The organism is uncultured Sphingomonas sp. (assembly GCF_964237155.1).
Classification (GTDB): Bacteria; Pseudomonadota; Alphaproteobacteria; order Sphingomonadales; family Sphingomonadaceae; genus Sphingomonas.
On record NZ_CAXSHH010000054.1, the window covers coordinates 1 to 16007 of the forward strand.

At 64.3% G+C, this 16007-nt stretch carries 23 protein-coding genes and 3 pseudogenes; 16 read left to right on the top strand and 10 right to left on the bottom strand.

The genetic code is table 11. The features are described 5' to 3' along the window. Positions 1-191: 191 nt before the first annotated feature. Together ACFE71_RS11390 and istB are read left to right on the top strand one after the other, a co-directional pair. A pseudogene (locus ACFE71_RS11390) lies at positions 192-554 on the top strand (helix-hairpin-helix domain-containing protein); the annotation flags it as partial. Positions 555-749: 195 nt separating this feature from the next. Continuing rightward, positions 750-2039 carry an IS21-like element helper ATPase IstB gene (gene istB, locus ACFE71_RS11395; protein ID WP_375428929.1) on the top strand — a complete coding sequence of 430 codons (1290 nt, stop codon included), beginning with the start codon at positions 750-752 and terminating at the stop codon, positions 2037-2039. A gap of 383 nt (positions 2040-2422) precedes the next feature. Here istB and ACFE71_RS11400 read toward each other — a convergent pair whose 3' ends face one another. From ACFE71_RS11400 to ACFE71_RS11425, 6 genes are all read right to left on the bottom strand, one after another. Next, on the bottom strand, positions 2423-3079 hold the full coding sequence (locus ACFE71_RS11400) for a PEPxxWA-CTERM sorting domain-containing protein (RefSeq protein ID WP_375428908.1): 657 nt from the start codon (positions 3077-3079) through the stop codon (positions 2423-2425). Between the two features lie 455 nt (positions 3080-3534). Beyond that, a complete protein-coding gene (locus tag ACFE71_RS11405; protein WP_375428909.1) occupies positions 3535-3780 on the bottom strand; it encodes a hypothetical protein in 246 nt (81 codons plus the stop codon). 72 nt (positions 3781-3852) lie between these two features. Then, positions 3853-3996, bottom strand: a complete 144-nt coding sequence (locus ACFE71_RS11410) for a hypothetical protein (RefSeq protein WP_375428910.1) — start codon at positions 3994-3996, stop codon at positions 3853-3855. A 126-nt stretch (positions 3997-4122) separates the two neighbouring features. Next, positions 4123-4368: a hypothetical protein gene (locus tag ACFE71_RS11415; RefSeq protein ID WP_375428911.1), complete on the bottom strand. Its 246-nt coding sequence runs from the start codon at positions 4366-4368 to the stop codon at positions 4123-4125. Positions 4369-4444: 76 nt separating this feature from the next. Continuing rightward, the gene (locus tag ACFE71_RS11420) at positions 4445-4675 is read right to left on the bottom strand and encodes a hypothetical protein (RefSeq protein WP_375428912.1); all 231 of its coding nucleotides are present in this window, start codon (positions 4673-4675) and stop codon (positions 4445-4447) included. Positions 4676-4677: 2 nt separating this feature from the next. Continuing rightward, positions 4678-4890 (bottom strand): hypothetical protein, encoded by a 213-nt coding sequence (locus ACFE71_RS11425; RefSeq protein ID WP_375428913.1) that lies wholly within the window; start codon positions 4888-4890, stop codon positions 4678-4680. Between the two features lie 230 nt (positions 4891-5120). On the opposite strand from ACFE71_RS11425, the gene ACFE71_RS11430 reads away from it, so the two are divergent. The 5 genes from ACFE71_RS11430 to ACFE71_RS11450 all read left to right on the top strand — a co-directional run bounded on the left by ACFE71_RS11430 (position 5121) and on the right by ACFE71_RS11450 (position 8218). Next, positions 5121-5534 carry a hypothetical protein gene (locus ACFE71_RS11430; RefSeq protein ID WP_375428914.1) on the top strand — a complete coding sequence of 138 codons (414 nt, stop codon included), beginning with the start codon at positions 5121-5123 and terminating at the stop codon, positions 5532-5534. Positions 5535-5542: 8 nt separating this feature from the next. Then, positions 5543-6244 carry a DUF6118 family protein gene (locus tag ACFE71_RS11435; protein WP_375428915.1) on the top strand — a complete coding sequence of 234 codons (702 nt, stop codon included), beginning with the start codon at positions 5543-5545 and terminating at the stop codon, positions 6242-6244. Between the two features lie 45 nt (positions 6245-6289). Then, on the top strand, positions 6290-6553 hold the full coding sequence (locus ACFE71_RS11440) for a hypothetical protein (RefSeq protein ID WP_375428916.1): 264 nt from the start codon (positions 6290-6292) through the stop codon (positions 6551-6553). 155 nt (positions 6554-6708) lie between these two features. Then, positions 6709-7710 (top strand): sensor histidine kinase, encoded by a 1002-nt coding sequence (locus ACFE71_RS11445; RefSeq protein WP_375428917.1) that lies wholly within the window; start codon positions 6709-6711, stop codon positions 7708-7710. Positions 7711-7873: 163 nt separating this feature from the next. After that, a complete protein-coding gene (locus tag ACFE71_RS11450; RefSeq protein ID WP_375428918.1) occupies positions 7874-8218 on the top strand; it encodes a response regulator in 345 nt (114 codons plus the stop codon). A 30-nt stretch (positions 8219-8248) separates the two neighbouring features. On the opposite strand, the gene ACFE71_RS11455 is transcribed toward ACFE71_RS11450, so the two are convergent. Continuing rightward, a complete protein-coding gene (locus ACFE71_RS11455) occupies positions 8249-8554 on the bottom strand; it encodes a hypothetical protein (RefSeq protein ID WP_375428919.1) in 306 nt (101 codons plus the stop codon). A gap of 208 nt (positions 8555-8762) precedes the next feature. Between ACFE71_RS11455 and ACFE71_RS11460 the strand changes: the two genes are divergently transcribed. The 3 genes from ACFE71_RS11460 to ACFE71_RS11470 all read left to right on the top strand — a co-directional run bounded on the left by ACFE71_RS11460 (position 8763) and on the right by ACFE71_RS11470 (position 10872). After that, positions 8763-9524 (top strand): Crp/Fnr family transcriptional regulator, encoded by a 762-nt coding sequence (locus ACFE71_RS11460; RefSeq protein ID WP_375428920.1) that lies wholly within the window; start codon positions 8763-8765, stop codon positions 9522-9524. 186 nt (positions 9525-9710) lie between these two features. After that, a complete protein-coding gene (locus ACFE71_RS11465) occupies positions 9711-9962 on the top strand; it encodes a DUF6894 family protein (RefSeq protein ID WP_375428921.1) in 252 nt (83 codons plus the stop codon). 145 nt (positions 9963-10107) lie between these two features. Then, a complete protein-coding gene (locus ACFE71_RS11470; protein ID WP_375428922.1) occupies positions 10108-10872 on the top strand; it encodes a Crp/Fnr family transcriptional regulator in 765 nt (254 codons plus the stop codon). Between the two features lie 144 nt (positions 10873-11016). Here the strand turns inward: ACFE71_RS11470 and ACFE71_RS11475 are convergent. After that, positions 11017-11121 (bottom strand): annotated as a pseudogene (locus tag ACFE71_RS11475) (integrase catalytic subunit); the annotation flags it as partial. 396 nt (positions 11122-11517) lie between these two features. On the opposite strand from ACFE71_RS11475, the gene ACFE71_RS11480 reads away from it, so the two are divergent. Together ACFE71_RS11480 and ACFE71_RS11485 are read left to right on the top strand one after the other, a co-directional pair. Continuing rightward, entirely contained in the window at positions 11518-12513 is a 996-nt protein-coding gene (locus ACFE71_RS11480) for a pirin family protein (RefSeq protein WP_375428923.1), read from the top strand. Positions 12514-12515: 2 nt separating this feature from the next. After that, entirely contained in the window at positions 12516-12767 is a 252-nt protein-coding gene (locus ACFE71_RS11485; protein WP_375428930.1) for a hypothetical protein, read from the top strand. On the opposite strand, the gene ACFE71_RS11490 is transcribed toward ACFE71_RS11485, so the two are convergent. Together ACFE71_RS11490 and ACFE71_RS11495 are read right to left on the bottom strand one after the other, a co-directional pair. After that, positions 12719-13000: a transposase gene (locus ACFE71_RS11490; RefSeq protein WP_375428924.1), complete on the bottom strand. Its 282-nt coding sequence runs from the start codon at positions 12998-13000 to the stop codon at positions 12719-12721. The genes ACFE71_RS11485 and ACFE71_RS11490 overlap by 49 nt on opposite strands. 33 nt (positions 13001-13033) lie before the next feature. Further along, positions 13034-13252, bottom strand: coding sequence for a LysR family transcriptional regulator (locus ACFE71_RS11495; RefSeq protein WP_375428925.1), 219 nt, complete (start codon positions 13250-13252; stop codon positions 13034-13036). A gap of 202 nt (positions 13253-13454) precedes the next feature. Between ACFE71_RS11495 and ACFE71_RS11500 the strand changes: the two genes are divergently transcribed. From ACFE71_RS11500 to ACFE71_RS11515, 4 genes and pseudogenes are all read left to right on the top strand, one after another. Next, positions 13455-13709, top strand: coding sequence for a hypothetical protein (locus ACFE71_RS11500; protein ID WP_375428926.1), 255 nt, complete (start codon positions 13455-13457; stop codon positions 13707-13709). 7 nt (positions 13710-13716) lie between these two features. Beyond that, positions 13717-13929 (top strand): hypothetical protein, encoded by a 213-nt coding sequence (locus ACFE71_RS11505; protein ID WP_375428927.1) that lies wholly within the window; start codon positions 13717-13719, stop codon positions 13927-13929. A gap of 646 nt (positions 13930-14575) precedes the next feature. Continuing rightward, entirely contained in the window at positions 14576-15490 is a 915-nt protein-coding gene (locus tag ACFE71_RS11510; RefSeq protein ID WP_375428928.1) for a LysR family transcriptional regulator, read from the top strand. Between the two features lie 88 nt (positions 15491-15578). Next, positions 15579-15707 (top strand): annotated as a pseudogene (locus ACFE71_RS11515) (IS3 family transposase); the annotation flags it as partial. Positions 15708-16007: the final 300 nt, after the last annotated feature.

The window sequence follows — 16007 nt, forward strand, 5'->3', positions numbered from 1 at the left end:
TGAAGGTGCGCGGCCAGCGCGACCTCGTGACCCTGACCGGCCACGCGGCCGCGATCGGGGCGGGCGAGTATGTCGAGGCTGACGGCGTGTGGCTGAACGACCGCAATCACGGGCTGCAGTTCAAGGCGGAGCGCGTCGAGGCGACCGTGCCGACCACGCTCGCCGGGCTGGAGAAGTATTTCGGCTCGGGCATGATCAAGAGCATCGGCCCGGTCTACGCGGCCAAGCTCGTGGGCGCGTTCGGCCAGGACGTGTTCGAGGTGATCGAGACCCAGCCGAAGCGGCTTCGCGAGGTGACCGGCATCGGCCCGGTCCGCGAGGCCAAGATCATCCGGGGCTGGAGCGACCAGCGCGCCATCCGCGAGATCATCGTCTGGCTGTACAGCCACGGGGTAAGCTCGGCGCGCGCGGTCAGGATCTTCAAGACCTACGGCGATCAGGCGATCGCCGTGATCAAGGCCGACCCCTACCAGCTCGCGCGCGACATCACCGGCATCGGCTTCAAGACCGCCGACGCGATCGCGTCGAGCATCGGCTACGCCAAGGAGGATCCCCGCCGTGTTCGCGCGGGCGTCGCCCATGCGCTCACCAGCGCCATGGACGACGGGCACTGCGGGCTGCCCCGGGACGACCTGATCCGCTCGGGTGCCAAGCTCCTCGAGATCGCCGAGCCGCTGATCGAGAGCGCGCTGGACGGTGAGCTCGCGTCGGGCGAGGTGATGGCGGGCGTGACCGACGGGCGCGAGGTCATGTTCCTGGCGGGCCTGTACCGCGCCGAGCAGGCGATCGCCGACCGCTTGCTGCGGTTGCGGGCCGGGCGGCGGCCATGGCCGCCGATCGACGCCGGCCAGGCGATCCCCTGGGTCGAGGGCAGGACGGGCCTTCAGCTGTCGCCCAGCCAGCGCGACGCGTTTGGGCTCGCCCTGGCGTCCAAGGTCTGCGTCATCACCGGCGGCCCGGGCGTGGGCAAGACGACACTGGTCAACTCGATCCTGAAGACGCTCGGCGCCAAGCGCGTCGAGATGGCGCTTGCGGCGCCGACAGGCCGCGCGGCCAAACGCCTGGCGGAGTCGAGCGGTATGGAGGCGATGACGCTGCACCGACTGCTCGAGATCGATCCGGCGGAGGGCGGGTTCAAGCGGAACGAGCAGAACCTGCTCGATTGTCAGCTCCTCGTCATCGACGAGGCCAGCATGGTGGACGTCATGCTGATGCACGCCGTGATGAAGGCGCTCCCATCCGGCGCGGCGCTGCTGCTCGTCGGCGACGTCGATCAGCTGCCTTCGGTCGGGCCGGGTCAGGTGCTCAAGGACGTGATCGCCAGCGGAGCGGTGCCCGTCGTGCGGCTGACCGAGGTGTTCCGGCAGGCGGCGACCAGCCGGATCATCACGGGGGCGCACAAGATCAACGCGGGCGAGATGCCCGACCTGTCGGCACGGGGCGAGGGCGACTTCTTCTATGTCGAGGCCGACGAGCCCGGCGACGTCGCCGAGAAGGTCGTCGAGCTCGTCTCCCGGCACATCCCGCGCCGGTTCGGGTTCGACCCCGCCCGCGACATCCAGGTGCTCGGGCCCACCGGCGGCTTCATCGAGGTCCAGCGCAACGCCGTGCTGGTCGGCGGCACCGGCACCGGCAAGACCCACCTCGCCATCGCGATCGGCCGCGCCTGCGTGCGCAGCGGTGCCCGGGTCCGGTTCTACAACACGGTCGACCTCGTCAACCGGCTCGAGGCCGAGGCACGCGCGGGTAAGCCCGGCCGGATCGCCGATCACCTGTCCCGGCTCGACCTCGTCATCCTCGACGAGCTCGGCTACCTGCCGTTCGCGCTCTCGGGCGGCCAGCTGCTGTTCCATCTGGTCAGCCGCTTGTACGAGCAGACCTCGATCGTGGTCACCACTAACCTGGCGTTCGGCGAGTGGCCGTCGGTGTTCGGCGACGCCAAGATGACCACCGCGCTCCTCGACCGGCTCACCCACCACTGCGACATCGTCGAGACCGGCAACGAAAGCTGGCGGTTCAAGAGCCGCGAAGCCGCCTGATCCACCCCCAACGAAACGCGCCACCGGCATGGGGTGTGACGGCTCCGGGCTACGCCCTCCACCATCACACCCCCATGCCGGCCCTCGTCGCGGCCCTCGAGAACACTACCCGGCCGGGGTCAATGTTGGACGCTTATCCGGGGTCAACATCCCACGCCGGTTGACACCGGAGGGCACGTTCAGGAGCCGAGTCTCGCGGGGCCGGATGCGGCTCAGGCGACTGACCGAGGAGCGGAACACACCGCTGCCGTCCGACCGGCCTACGCCCAGGCGCGACTGGACGGGCGTGATGATCGGGTAAGGGCGGTTCGGGAGAAGAGCACAAGCAAAAAGAGCGGCCGGTCTTGCGACCGGCCGCTCCCAATCACGTCAGGCTCGGTCAATCAGGCGAGGCTGTGACCGCCAAAGCGCACGGTCGCCTTCTTACGGCTGCGCAGCGTGCCGCCGACGGCGCCGAAGCCGATGATCATCATCGCCCAGGTGCCGGTCTCGGGCACGGCGGCCGCCATCTCGGGCGGGATGGACAGCGTCGAGGACGACGAGAAGGCCGAACCGCCCGTGCTGTTGAAGCTGAGCGTCAGCGAGGTCGGCGTCGGGGTGAAGTTGCGCACCGAGTTGACCGTGTTGCCGAGCAGCAGCAACGAGATGCTCGTGCTGACGCCGGGCGTGTCGTTGAAAGTGCGCGTCGTCGCGCTGAGCGGGGTGAAGTTGAACAGGCCACCCGCGCCGTCGTTGAACGAGAAGAAATTGCTGACGGTCTGGTTGATCGTCGTCCCGACCGTGGTCGAGAAGTTGATGGTGCCGTTCTGAATGCCGGTCAGGCCGGTCGCCGACGTGAACGCGCCGGTGCCCAGCACCTCGAATGTCTGACCCATGGTCGCGGTGTATGTCGCGGGCGAGGTCGTGATGTTGACCGACGGCGCGTACAGCTGCGCGACCGTGACGGTGCCGTTGCCGATCTGCTGCGCGGCGGCCGGGGTCGAGAGCATGGCCGCGCCCGCGAAGGCACCAACGAGGAAAAGACGGGAGTGGAATTTCATGGCAAGCCCCTTGATGTGAACGCCTCAAGACACAGGCGTGGCTTGCCGCATAGCAGCGACGAACATCGACGTCACCCGATTTAGATTAGCAAAGCATCAATATTCGTGATCCGTCCGACGTTAATGATGAATAAACACCGACGAGGATGCAAGACAGTCGAATGTGACATTTGCGCGAACACCGCGCCATCGCCCGAGCTATTGCCGGGAGTAGCAGATCGGTACGGCCTTTCTTCGAGTCGGCCGATAATGCACAATCTGTCATCTTAACGTCGGTCGCGACCAGGATGGATCTTGCTCATAGCCGACAAGCACCGAAACCGCTGGCACGATTGCACCCGCGCCTTCCAGAGGTGGCGGATCAGGCCCCGGGGCGAGTAGGAATATAAACGCGGCCACGACGACCACCTTCAGCATGAAGAACGACCCGCGGCCGATAGCGAGGGGACCGGCCATCAGCGGGCCGGGTCGGAGCGACGGTTGAGCGTCACCATTCGGATACCGGGCGCGCGTTCGATCCGCGCGAGCAGCGCGTCGGCTTCTTCCAGGTAGTCGCTTGGCCAATCGCGCGCGACCAGCATCCCGCCGTCGTCGGTATCGATGGAAAGGCAGGCGATATCGGGCCGCAGATCGAGCAACCGACCCAGATCGTCACCCATCCCGGGCGTGAGGCGATCGAGGTTCGGGCCGGTCACGATCACCTGCCAGGACCGCGGCGGGTTGGCGTAGCCGTGATCGGGATAGGGAACGGCCGGCGAGATCGCGGGGGAATGTCATGCATCATCGGCCTTCTCCGTTTGGGTTTCCACGTCGAAATGCTCCATCAGTTTGAGGGTGATCTGGGTGGCGAGGGACGGGGGCACGGCTTCCTCCCGAAACAGGTCGAACAGCGCGGCCTCGTTCGGTTCGAGGGCCATGCCCTCGGTCGCGAGGTCGGCGCGCGTTCTCGTCCGCCTCGTTCCACTGGGCGCATTCGGCCGGAGTGCCGCGGACGAAATCCATCGCCCGGATGTCGGCACGGATAGCCTCGATGTCGAAATGCATCATGCAAGGCTCTCGTGGATCAGCTTGCCGACAATCGTTGAAACGAGGGACGGAGGCACAGCCTCTTCCAGCATCAGCTCGAAAAGCGCGTCCTCGTCGGCCATCGGGATCATGCCCTCAATCACGAGGTCAGCGCGCGACTCCTCGTCGTCCTCGCGCCACTGTGCAACTTGTTCGGGCGTGCCGCGCATAAAATCCATGGCGCGAACCTGCGCTCGGATGGCCTCGAAATCGCAATGGATCATCGCGTGTCCTTTCCATGTTGGAGAGCCCGGTGAGAAAAGGCCCGAAAACGTACGCTAGGCTCCAGGTCCGTCCGCATCACCGTTCCAGCCGGTACTTGGCGTCGCCGCCCAGGCGTCGCGCGAGTTGGACGATGGGATCGATCTCGAAAGGCGTGAGCGATGGGCGTGCTTCGCCCAGCCGCTCGGCACGGTCGCAGGCGGCGTTCCAGTCCCGGCCGCGTTGATCGCGCAGCGCCGCGAGCGCGTCGACCAGGAGCGCGCGATCGGCGTCGTCGAGGCCGGTGATGATCGGATCGGGCTTGCCCATCGCTAGCATATTTCCGTGCCCGTTCCGCCCAGACGCTTGTGCAACTGCCCGATGCGAGCGGCGAGAATGTCGGAGCCGGGGCCGATCTCGATATCGGGCTTGAGCAGCCAACGGGGGTGCCCAGCCACATCGTAGACCGGCTTCCCCGAATACTGCCCTCCGATACCGGTACGATCGAGGCGGATGCGGAACACGGCCGCGCCCAGGCCCATCATCGGAGTGCCGACGATCGACGCCGCAGATCGTGCGCATCCCCATCGGAAAGCCTTTGGCCATGCTGGCGGACCAGTGATCGCATAGCACGACGACAGGAGTGGCATAGGTGAACGGCCCGCGAGGCGCGACGGTCTCGGTCCAGGCGGCTCCCAGGCCCTTACCGTCGCGTCGCCGCATGGTGGCGTAGGGCCTAGCGGCGCTACGGCAGGTTGGTGACGCGCTCGACCGGGTGCGATCGCGCGGCGCGCGCGACCTCGCATCCGCGATCGAGCGCGACCCGTCGCTCGCACAGGCCGCGGCCGAGGGGAACACGGGCGGGGCGGCGAGGGCGATGGAGGCCGAGCGCCAGGTGCGGACCGACCCGGAGAAGCGGGCGGATCGGTTCGTGGAGGGCTGGCGCGGCATGGCGGCCGAGCGCGCGGGGCTGGAGCGCGCGGGCGACCACGCGGGCGCGGAGCGGGCGGGCAGGCGCATGGTGGGCGCGGCGGCCGGGCTCGCGCGCGACCCGCAGCTCGAATCCGCCCTACGTCATCGCGCGCCCGAGTTGGGGTTAAAGATCGACCGCGCCCGCGGCGTCGCGCAGGAGCTGACCCGCTCGCTTGAGATCGGCGCGCGTGACCGCGACCGCGGCATGAGCCGGTAGGAGGAGAGATGGCAGGCGACGACGATCAGGGCGGAGGCGACGCCGCGGCCGAGGCATTCGAGGAGGTACGCGCCGAGGTGACGTTGCTACGCCGCGCGATCGAGCGGCTGGCGGCCGAGCGGGCGGAGGTGCCCGAGCAGCCGGATTATTCCGAGACGCTGGGGCGCATGTCCAACAACATCACCGCCATCGCGCAGCGGGTCGACATCCTCACCAAGGGTTCGGCGCAGGCGATGACGCCCGATCACATCGCCGGGCGGATCGTGACGGCGAGCATCGATGCACGGCGAAACGACCAGCAGATCATCGCCGAGGCTCGCGCCGGGCTGGACCAGGCGACGCGCCAGCTCGCCGGCATGACGGTATCGGCGCGGCGCGGCGACGAGCAGAACCGTTGGCTTACCTGGACCGCGATCGGCGGCATCGTCGTCGGCATGATGTTGTGGGGAGCGTTCGGGGGTACGCTCGCGCGCGTGACGCCGGATAGCTGGCTATGGCCCGAGCGCTTGGCGGCGCGGACGCTTGGCGGGTCGCAGTGGGACGGCGCGCGTCGGCTTGCGGCGGCGAGCTATCCCGAGACGTGGAACGACATGTTGGCGGGCGTGATCATCGGCCGAGGCAACCAGGCGGCGCTTGAGCGTTGTCAGAAGGCGGCGACCAAGGCGGGCGAGTCGGTGCGATGCACGGTCAGGATCGCGCCCGCGCCATAGGCGAACGGGCCACGAATCCTCATATCATGGTCGGAGGACGGCACCATGAGCAAGACCGGGTTCGACCTTATCGCCGATGGGATCGACTCCAATCTGGATCGTCTGCACAAGCAGCTATGGGAGCAGCGCGCGGCCGAGCGGCACGCGGAGGCGGACAGTGCCGAGGGCAACGCGGGTAAACAGGCTCGGCAGGCGCTTCGCGATCACTATGCCGACCGGTTCCGGCTGGAGACGAGCCGAATAGCGCTCCTCGATCAGGCTGCGGCGAGCTACACGGCGCAGCATTCCAAGAGCGCGAAGCCGGTCTAGTCGCGTAGGCGCTGGACGAGGCCTTCCAGCCATTATTGAGGGATGCTCATTCGATCCGGCCAAGCCGCTCGACTACGAGCCTTGGTGTCGCCTACTTAACAATGATCAGTTAGGGCCACGCCAACGGGCGCTGTTGTCCCCAGGGACCATCTAGCATGCCGGATCATCAAAGCACCGCCGCGATATGGCAGGGCTGCCATCTCAGGCTCGCGATCGACGCCGCGGGCGTCACGCTCTTTTCATGGAACGTCGACACCGACCGGCTGACCATGGACGATATCGCTTACGGGCTTTGGGGCATTCCTCGTGGCGGCGACGTCACGTTCGAGGACCTATCAGTCCACATCCACCCGGCCGACCGCAACCGCGTCCGGGCCGCCTTTGCCGCGACGCGCGGTGTGATCGGGGCGTACGAGATCGATTTCCGGATCGTTCACGACGACGAGGTCCGCTGGATATCGGCACGGGGCCAAGGCGACGACGCCGATATCGAGAACCGGGTCATGTTCGGCATCTTCCTGGACGTGACCGGCCGCAAGCAGGCCGAGGAGGCAAACGAGTTGCTCGCGGGGGAGATGAGTCACCGCGTCAAGAACCTGCTGGCGATCGCGACCGGCCTGACCACGATCACGTCGCGCTCGACCACGACGGTTCAGGAGATGGCGCACGAGCTGACTGGGCGACTGACGGCGTTGGGCCGCGCCCATGACCTCGTGCGGCCGATACCGGGCCAGCAGGGCACGGCCGCGCTGCTGGGCGACCTGATCTCCATCCTGCTCGCGCCGTACAATGACCTCGGCGCGTTTAGCGGGCGCATTCGGGTGTCGGTTCCGCGCATGGGTGTGGGCGAGACGGCCGCGACCACGCTGGCGCTGGTTATCCATGAGCTCGCCACGAACTCGCTCAAATACGGCGCGTTGTCAGAAGCCACGGGCACGCTGGACGTGTCCTGCACATCGCACGGAGACCAGGTGACGCTGGTCTGGACGGAGCGCGGCGGTCCTCCGGTCGCGAGCCCGAGCGACGTCGCCGGGTTCGGGAGCAAGCTCATCCGTCGCTCGATCGCCGGACAGCTTCGCGGCTCGATCGACTATGCTTGGCACGTCGATGGCGTGGTCGCGACATTGGTCATCGACAAGGCCAGACTCGCGACCTGACGGGCCCGTTCAACTGAAAGGGAGTTTGGAACAAACAGCTCGGTCGGGTCATCCCGACCGACAACGTCGGACGTTTGAAGTTTCTTTCGCCGATCTTGGTACTAAATCATTGTTAATGTGTTAGTATGATTCAGATTGGTAATCCATCATGTGTCATGTCCTAGTGATCGAAGACGAATGGATCATTGCCGAGTATGTCGCGGAGGTCGCCCGTGACGCCGGCGCCACCTCTGTCGACATGGCCGAAACGCAGAACAAAGCCGTCGCGGCCGCGTTCAAGCGGCCTCCTTCCGTTATCCTATCCGATGTACGACTGGCGGAGGGTACAGGCCCGCTTGCCGTGATGGCGATCATGGCGGTGCTCGGCCCCATCCCAGTAATCTTCATAACCGGCACGCCTGGAGACTGTGTGACGTGCGATTACGCAGCGGCGGTCCTCACCAAGCCGCTCGACCCGCACCAGATGATTGCCGCTTTCCGTCGTGTCGCGCCAGCCGCCTTCAGCTGACCCGCATAGCAAACCGAGCACTCGGTTCCGTCAGCGGTCCCTGGCTGACCGTACGTCGTTCCGCAGGCTAACCGCCATCGCGGTCAGCAGCGACGCGGCTTGGCGTAGGCCCGATCCCGCGCCGTCGGCCGCGTCCGCCAGGTCGTACTGCACGTCGGCGGAGGTCTCGATGATATCGACTGCATCGGCGACCGTCAGCACGCCGCGCTCTTTCAACCCGTGGATCAGGCTTTCGGCCAGCAGCAGCGCCGCTTGGCCGTACGGGTCCTGAATGTCGGGAATGTGCGACAGGGTGGGATGCGCGGCGGTTCCGCCGGCGTCGATCTCGACGGTCATGGACTAAGGCCTTCTTCTCGCCAGGACGGGTAGTCCTTAGCTTTCGGCCAGATTTGCTAGAAGCTGACGATACTTGGCAGGTAAACGCTCCAATCAGGCAAACCACCCAGAAAATAAACAGCGTATAATCATAATAAGCAATATTCTTTGCGGGTGTGGAAGTGTAATCTGACCCATGGCCAACCGATTTATCCAAAAGTTGAGCGGCTTGGCCGATCTGACGACCTTGGACATCAAGGCCTTGGAACACGCGACCGGCTGGGGCCGCACCTACAACGCGAAACAGGATTTGATCCGCGAGGGCGACGAGCCCGGACCCGTGTTTGTCATCCTTGAAGGCTGGGCTTGCCGATACAAGATCCTGCCCAACGGCACGCGCCAAATCATGGCATTCCTGATGGCCGGCGACGCCTGCGATCTCCACATCAGCATGTTGGCGGAGATGGATCACGGCATCCAGGCGATCACCACTGCGCGCGTGGCGACGGTCTCTCGCGAAGAGATGCGGACGATGATGCACGACCATCCCAGCATCGCCCGTGCGATGTACGTGGCCCAACTCGTCGACGAGGGGATCATGCGCGCTTGGATCGTCAGCATGGGCCGTCGCAGCAGCCTGGAGCGCGTCGCGCACCTGATGTGCGAACTCTATCTGCGCGCGCGTGACATCGGCCTGACGGCGGCGGGGCATGTCGAGCTGCCGCTGTCCCAGATTGTTCTCGCCGACGCGCTGGGCATGACGCCCGTCCATATGAACCGGTTGCTCAAGGATTTGCGGCTCGCGGGCGCCATGGCGCTACGCCGCGGCAACCTGACGATCCTGGACGCGGCCAAGCTCGTCCAGATCGCCGGCTTCGACGAGAACTACCTCCACCGCCGCATGCGTCAGGCGAGCTGGGCCGCGTCCAGCCCGGCGGATGAGGATGCCGTGCCTATGCTTGATCCCATGCTCGATAAAATCCGTTCGTAATGAGCTGGCAGTTCGACCCGTAGCGGGCATCCAAACAACGGCCCGTCAAGCTTGCTATTTATTATTTAACTCCACTTGTGATAATACTGATTATTTAGCTCATGTTATCGAATATTATCGTCGTGACGAGTCCAGGCATCGACGCTGCGAGCGTGCTTGCTCCCGCCTGAGTATGGAAATCGATTGATGGCCCACTATTTTCTTCACTTACGCGACCACACGGACGAGCTGCTTGATCCCGATGGATTGGAGCTGGCTAATATGGGAGCCGTCAAGAAAGCGGTGCTCGAAGGTGCCCGCGATGTGATCGCCAGCGATATCAAAGAGGAGGGCGTGATGGACCTGCGGTATCGGATCGAAGCGGAGAACGACGCTGGTCAAGTGGTGCATTGCCTCACGTTCAAGAGTGCCGTTCACGTGATTCCCGAAGCGGCTTAGCTACCTTGAGCTGCTCTGGTTATGCGGCCTCTATGCGAGCACCTGATCCGTGTTATGAAGCTGATATCGCCTAGAACCTGCCATCAGGCGAAGGTGGCTGGTGGTGGTGGTCTAAACTCCCGCTCGCACTAGGGGGAGTTTAGTCATGAGCCGGTTCGAGAACGCCAGCCTACAACTTTTCGTCGATCGTCTGACGGTCCGTTCTGTTCTCACCGACGAGGAAAGACGGGCGATCATGGCCCTGCCGACGCATCTGATCGTGGTAAAGGCGCGGCAGGACTTCGTCCATATCAACCAGGAAACCTCGTACAGCTGCTTCATAGCGTCCGGGCTGGTCGGACGGTTTGGCCAGACATTGGTCGGCGTGCGCCAGATCACCGCCTTCCACCTTGCAGGCGACATGGCCGATCTCCACTCGGCGGTGCGGCCGATCGGCGTTGGCGGATTGACTGCTCTGTGCGAGACGATGATCCTCCGGGTGCCTCACGACGCGATCCGCGCCTTGGCCGCACGCTACCCGGCGATCGCGGAAGCGCTCTGGCGGGACTGCATGCTCGACGCCGCGATCCTAATGGAGTGGGTGGTGAACATCGGTCGTCGCGACGCGCAGACGAGGCTTGCTCATATTCTGTGCGAGATATCGATCCGGTCGGGTAGAAACCGCGAGGTCCTGCTCGACTACCACTTCCCCATCACCCAGGACCAGCTCGGCGATGCGTCGGGCATGACGTCCGTGCATGTGAACCGCTCGCTCAAGGCGCTTCGTGACAAAGGCTTGGCGACCGTAAAGAGCGGACAGGTGCAAATCCACAACTGGGCAGCACTTGCCGAGATGGGTGAGTTCAATGCCGCATACCTCGTCGCGGACACCGCGCCCGAGCGGCAGAAGCGGCTGCTCTCAATTCCCTGAGTGAATGTCCGTTTCCAAGGCAACGCTAGCATCGAGGGGCCGGACGGAAGAAGATTATCCCCTCCCAGGGCCGGTGAGCCGCGAATATAGCTTAGGTATGTCGAACGAACTGAGCAGCCCCCACCGGGTTGTCCGGGTTGATTGTTAGTGCATCGTGGTCTCCGCCGCCATCGCCGGACGGAGGTGGAGCGAAGCGGAACCGGAGACCGGCGATGGCGGTGTCGCCGCTTCCGGGGCCGGCGGGCGGTACGCCTGACCCGTGTTCACTCAGCGTTCGCTCCTAGCGTACACGGAAGGCACTTTCTTGTAGCAACCCCTTACGGGCAAAAACGCTGAAGCAACGGGACTCTTCAAGCGATGGTTATGGCGTACCTGCACCCTGATAAGCAGCATTGATCTTACGATACGACCTATCGAACTGGCCGATACCGCTGTCACGCATCAAGAAGCTTTGCCGGTTTAAAAGGCGACGTAATGTACGCAAAAGTTCAATGCGCCGGCCAGGAGCCTCGGATCTTAAAGCCTGCCGCTTTCTGCTTGGCGCAAGCCGGAGGAACACATTGGCCTAGCCGATGGATACCGTCGGAATTACGCAGCTGTTCGCGAGAGGTTGCCTGCGACAAGGCCTTGTTAGAGACGCAAGGCTTGCTCTCACTGCCTTACTGTCGCTTCGACGCCGGCCCGGCGTCCTTCGGAGTCTTTCGCATGCCTATTCCGGTTAACCTCGCCACCGACGGCACGTCGCACAGGCTGATGGCGTGGCAGCTCACAGCCCAGCCGGCGCAGCTTGGGCTCACCGCCGTGACCGCTGTGCCTGGTGACAGGATCGGCAGCGTGGGGCCCTTCGTGATGATCGCGCGCTTCCAGATGACCGACCGCCCATTTCCGCCGCATCCGCATGCGGGCTTTACGGCGATGACCTATGTCGTGCGCAGCTCCTCGGCCTCCATGTACAACCGCGACAGCCTCGGCGACCGCTCGCTGATCCGGCCAGGCGGCGCGCACTGGACGATCGCGAATAGCGGGATGGTGCATGACGAGACGCCCGAGCGCGCCGGCGATGCGGTCGACGCATTCCAAATCTTCATCAATCACCCTGCAGCCGCCAAGCTGGTAGCGGCCGCGAGTGCCCATCGGGATCCGTCCGAGATCCCGCCGCTCACGATTGCGCCGGGCGTCGCGTTGCGCCTCGTGATGGGAGAGTGGGACGGCCGACGAGCGGATGTCGGTCTGCCTGTCGATGCGATGATGGCGGACCTCGAATTGCAGGCCGGAGCGTCATTCTCCTGGTCTAGGTCGACCGGGCAGGAAGCGATGCTCTACGTCGAGCAAGGCATCGTCGTGGTTGATGCGAGCGGTGATCGAGCGGAGGCGCGCGCAGGCGACGTAATCAGCATCAAGGCGGCGCTTGAAGATGTAACCATCTCGGCAGGCGATGCGGGGGCGACGCTGTTCGCCTTCGCCGGAACCCCGCTTGCGGATCCGGTTGCTTTCGGCGGTCCGTTCATCACGAACGGGAAGGCCGAAGTCGAGAGCGCGTTCGGGCGATTTCGTTCCGGCGCAATGGGGAGCCTGGCCGAGCGCGACGATGCCGACGCCGGCGACCGCCCGCGCGGAACGTCCGCCTCTGCAGGAGTCTGAGCATGAGCAGCCGGCGTGACGTTCTCTTAGCGGCGATGTCTGCTGCCGTGGTTGGCACCGCCTGCGTTTCACCGCCAGCCGCCGCAACCGCGGACAGCCCGGGCGCCGATTTGGGGGCTCGGATTCTGGTCAGGGGTCGTGAACTCTATCTGGCTCTCCAAAGGTCGGACGCGAAAGCGCTCCGCAATCTCTTCACCACCGACTTTCAAGGCGATCTGACCGCCGGGCTGCCGAACGGCTTCGGCCGACAGTAAGATGGGCGTGAGGAAATGCTGTCCCTGGGCAATTGCGCCCACTGACATCCCGTCGCGGCGAGATACTGGATCGCGTTCCATAGATCTCGTGCCCGATGCCTGCGTGGACGGCCCACCTGCGCCGCCGGTGCCAGCAGCGGGGCGATGACCGCCCACTCCTCGTCGGTGCAGTCGCTTCCGTAGCGCAGCCCTCTCCTGTCCTGCTCACATCGAGCGATTTCAGTCCAGCCCATGTGACTTCCTGCGGTCGTTCCAACCCTAGTGAATCACAAGCTACTGAAATCACTCAACCAAATTATCGGTCGGGCCCTTAGTCGGCCCAAGGCCTCCGCGACAGGCTCCTGTAAGTGATCAGCTCTGGCCGTCGGCGTGACGCCTCGCGGCGTGCGCACGAAAAGCGGATCGTCGAAAAGCCGGCGCAGACGGCCAAGGTCATGGCTGACTGCCGAGGGCGACAGGTTCAGGCGGGCAGCGCCGCGGCCCACGTGCCGCTCGTCTAGATGGCCGAGTTTTTCAACAGCCTCGACCGGTTATGCCGCCTGACAATCTCTACCTTGTCTGCCGAGCGTCAGGAAGGATCAACATTATCATAGATGCACGATTTTCAGTTCTAAATAGGCGACTTAGCGCGTGAGGGCTGCTGTTGGCCTCCTACATCTCAGGTTCACGACGCAAAGGAACGAAGCAATGCCCATCGTCGATGGCAAGACCCTGATCGGATGGGGTGTGGTGCGCGAGGAGCCGTGGGATTTTGTCGGGCTATTCGAGACGCGAACCGCAGCTACAGCGAAGGCTATCAACATGGGCATAGGATATACCGTTCGCCATGGCGAATCCCCCGATGACGATAGTTTCGTCTGGAAGGAAGCAGGACTTGGCGGTTCGGCAGGAGCTAGTGCGGCCGATCGCTTCTTTCCGTCAACTTCGTCACGGAAAGCTTGAGACGATCATGGCAACTACACGCGGCCGGATCGTCCAAACGCCGTTGAAGAAGAAGCCATACAAGGTCGTGCTGGAGCATGGTGGCGGTACCGATACGGAGGAGGGCGTCGAGACCATGCGCGAGGGCGAAGCCCTGATTAGGGAAGAAATGCCCGCGCCTCCAGAACGCGATACGTCGCGAGATCGGCCCGCCTCCGATGTCGATGGTTCACGCGAGTAATAGCGCCCGACCAGTCCGCTGTCAGCCCGACGAGTCATTCGCTGTTACGTTTAGCGCTAAGCAAGTGTGCGATCGGTGCCCTATTCGAAGGCGATCTCGTTCCGAAGCTTCAGCTGTGAAACGCGGTAGCCCAGGTTGCACCGGCGGATTACACGATCCTGTTACGTAACGAGGACGGGAACTTCGTCGACTTTTATGTCTTACGAAAGAAACCTCGCCGATCGAGATGTCACCGCTAGCTAGGCTAGGCGAAGCAGGCCCACTTGGTCGGCCAAGAGCCCCGCAGGAAGGTCGTTTATGGATCGGATCGAACAGCGTGTTCAAGCAGGAGGCTTATAATGCCGGGCCGCTGTGCTCGGCAGGCTTCCTTTGCCGACCGACATTGGTGGATGTGGAGGATGAGAGTGTCGATCGCGATTCGACCGACAAGCTTGGCGAGCCTTCTTGCGACTTTCGAGTGATAGATCCTGGCGTATTCGCGCGAGGCACCCTGCGAGCAGGCATCGGTTTGGCGTGGCGACCTCGCCGGAGCCGATCGAGGACCCGGACAGCCTGTTCGACGCGCAACGACAAGTACGGCCCTATGCCACCGGCCGAAGCATCCACTATGCAAGGCTTTGAGCTGGCCAATCGGCTGACCGGATAGATGCTCGATGGTGTCTCTCTCGACCAACTTCGGTCGTTCATAACCGCCGTCGACGAGGGCAGCTTCTCGGCGGCCGCACGGAGGATCCACCGCGCCCAGTCTGTCGTGAGCGATCTGGTGAGCGGCCTGGAGGCGCAGATCGGCGTGTCGCTGTTCGATCGCTCGGGGCGTTACCCCAAGCTGACCCCTGCTGGCGTCGTCCTGTTGGCCGATGCGCGGGGTATCGTGTCCGGGGTCGATTTCATGAAGGCGCGGGCGAGGGGGATGGCGGCGGGCCTGGAGGCGGAGCTCTCCCTGGTCGTCGACGTGCTCTTTCCCATGGGCAGCATCACCGCGTCCGCCAAGGCGTTCCGCGGAGACTTCGCGGGAACGCCGCTGCGATTGTTCGTCGAGGCGCTGGGCAGCGCCTACCAACCGGTCCTGATCGGCAATGCCAGCATCGGCATCGTCGGATCACTGCCGGTCATGCCCGCCTCGCTCACCGGGGAAGGTTTGCCTGGCGTGGTCCTCATGATGGTCGCGGCGCCCGACCATCCGCTTGCGCGACATAAAGGCACCATATCCAGATCGGAACTGGCCAAGCACGTGCAACTCGTTCTGACCGACAGGTCTGACCTCTCGGCCGGGAGGGAATTCGGCGTGATGTCGCCGTCGACGTGGCGCCTCGCCGACCTCTTCGCCAAGCATGCATTCCTTTGCAGCGGGCTCGGTTGGGGCAGCATGCCTCTCCACACCATCGGCAGTGAACTCGAGATGGGTACACTCGTGAAGCTCTCCATCGAGGACGTGCCGCCGGACGGCCTTGTCCTGCCGATGTACGCGATCTATCGGACGGCATCGCCGCCCGGGCCCGCCGGCCGCTGGCTCATCGAGCAACTGAAGCAGCGATCGATGGAGCTCGATCCGGCCATCTGAAGACGACGATCACAGGGCGGTGACGGCGCCCCCGCCGGACTTGAGCTGCCCCCTTCCGAGTAGTCCATCGACTATGGGAGTCTGGACCAAGCGCGTCGAGCGGATTTCGCGGCGCGAGGGGCTCAAGGTACCGCAGAAACGACCCAAGCGCGGTCGGCTGTGGTTGAACGACGGCTCCTGCATCCGGCTACGGCCGGAGTACCCGGGGCACGTGTGGGTATCCGCGCCTTCCTGCATGGTCGTGCCCTCGCCCGTGAGCAGGATGACCTCCGATGTTCCGGCGTCGGATCGGTACCCCTCCGGTGGAGGCCGCCTTGCCGGGTGAGGGCCACTGGCTGATGTAGCACTGGTGCAAGCGACGGTGTTTGCACTGGTGTTAGCGATGGTGCGATGAGCCAGGTGACGTTGATCTCGGGCGTGGAGCGACGCCGGGTCTGGACGGACGAGCAGAAGCGGGCGCTGGTGTGGACTTGCCCCGGAAAAGTGGAGAGTTCCCTTGAGCTGAAAGGCGAACTCG

What these genes read in the sequence shown, in the direction of transcription:
- istB (WP_375428929.1), top strand. Translation starts at nt 750, where the DNA reads ATGTTCCTGGCGGGCCTGTACCGCGCCGAGCAGGCGATCGCCGACCGC.
- ACFE71_RS11400 (WP_375428908.1), bottom strand. Translation starts at nt 3,079, where the DNA reads ATGAAATTCCACTCCCGTCTTTTCCTCGTTGGTGCCTTCGCGGGCGCG.
- ACFE71_RS11410 (WP_375428910.1), bottom strand. Translation starts at nt 3,996, where the DNA reads ATGGCCCTCGAACCGAACGAGGCCGCGCTGTTCGACCTGTTTCGGGAG.
- ACFE71_RS11415 (WP_375428911.1), bottom strand. Translation starts at nt 4,368, where the DNA reads ATGATCCATTGCGATTTCGAGGCCATCCGAGCGCAGGTTCGCGCCATG.
- ACFE71_RS11420 (WP_375428912.1), bottom strand. Translation starts at nt 4,675, where the DNA reads ATGGGCAAGCCCGATCCGATCATCACCGGCCTCGACGACGCCGATCGC.
- ACFE71_RS11425 (WP_375428913.1), bottom strand. Translation starts at nt 4,890, where the DNA reads ATGATGGGCCTGGGCGCGGCCGTGTTCCGCATCCGCCTCGATCGTACC.
- ACFE71_RS11435 (WP_375428915.1), top strand. Translation starts at nt 5,543, where the DNA reads ATGGCAGGCGACGACGATCAGGGCGGAGGCGACGCCGCGGCCGAGGCA.
- ACFE71_RS11440 (WP_375428916.1), top strand. Translation starts at nt 6,290, where the DNA reads ATGAGCAAGACCGGGTTCGACCTTATCGCCGATGGGATCGACTCCAAT.
- ACFE71_RS11445 (WP_375428917.1), top strand. Translation starts at nt 6,709, where the DNA reads ATGCCGGATCATCAAAGCACCGCCGCGATATGGCAGGGCTGCCATCTC.
- ACFE71_RS11455 (WP_375428919.1), bottom strand. Translation starts at nt 8,554, where the DNA reads ATGACCGTCGAGATCGACGCCGGCGGAACCGCCGCGCATCCCACCCTG.
- ACFE71_RS11465 (WP_375428921.1), top strand. Translation starts at nt 9,711, where the DNA reads ATGGCCCACTATTTTCTTCACTTACGCGACCACACGGACGAGCTGCTT.
- ACFE71_RS11470 (WP_375428922.1), top strand. Translation starts at nt 10,108, where the DNA reads ATGAGCCGGTTCGAGAACGCCAGCCTACAACTTTTCGTCGATCGTCTG.
- ACFE71_RS11485 (WP_375428930.1), top strand. Translation starts at nt 12,516, where the DNA reads ATGAGCAGCCGGCGTGACGTTCTCTTAGCGGCGATGTCTGCTGCCGTG.
- ACFE71_RS11490 (WP_375428924.1), bottom strand. Translation starts at nt 13,000, where the DNA reads ATGGGCTGGACTGAAATCGCTCGATGTGAGCAGGACAGGAGAGGGCTG.
- ACFE71_RS11500 (WP_375428926.1), top strand. Translation starts at nt 13,455, where the DNA reads ATGCCCATCGTCGATGGCAAGACCCTGATCGGATGGGGTGTGGTGCGC.
- ACFE71_RS11505 (WP_375428927.1), top strand. Translation starts at nt 13,717, where the DNA reads ATGGCAACTACACGCGGCCGGATCGTCCAAACGCCGTTGAAGAAGAAG.
- ACFE71_RS11510 (WP_375428928.1), top strand. Translation starts at nt 14,576, where the DNA reads ATGCTCGATGGTGTCTCTCTCGACCAACTTCGGTCGTTCATAACCGCC.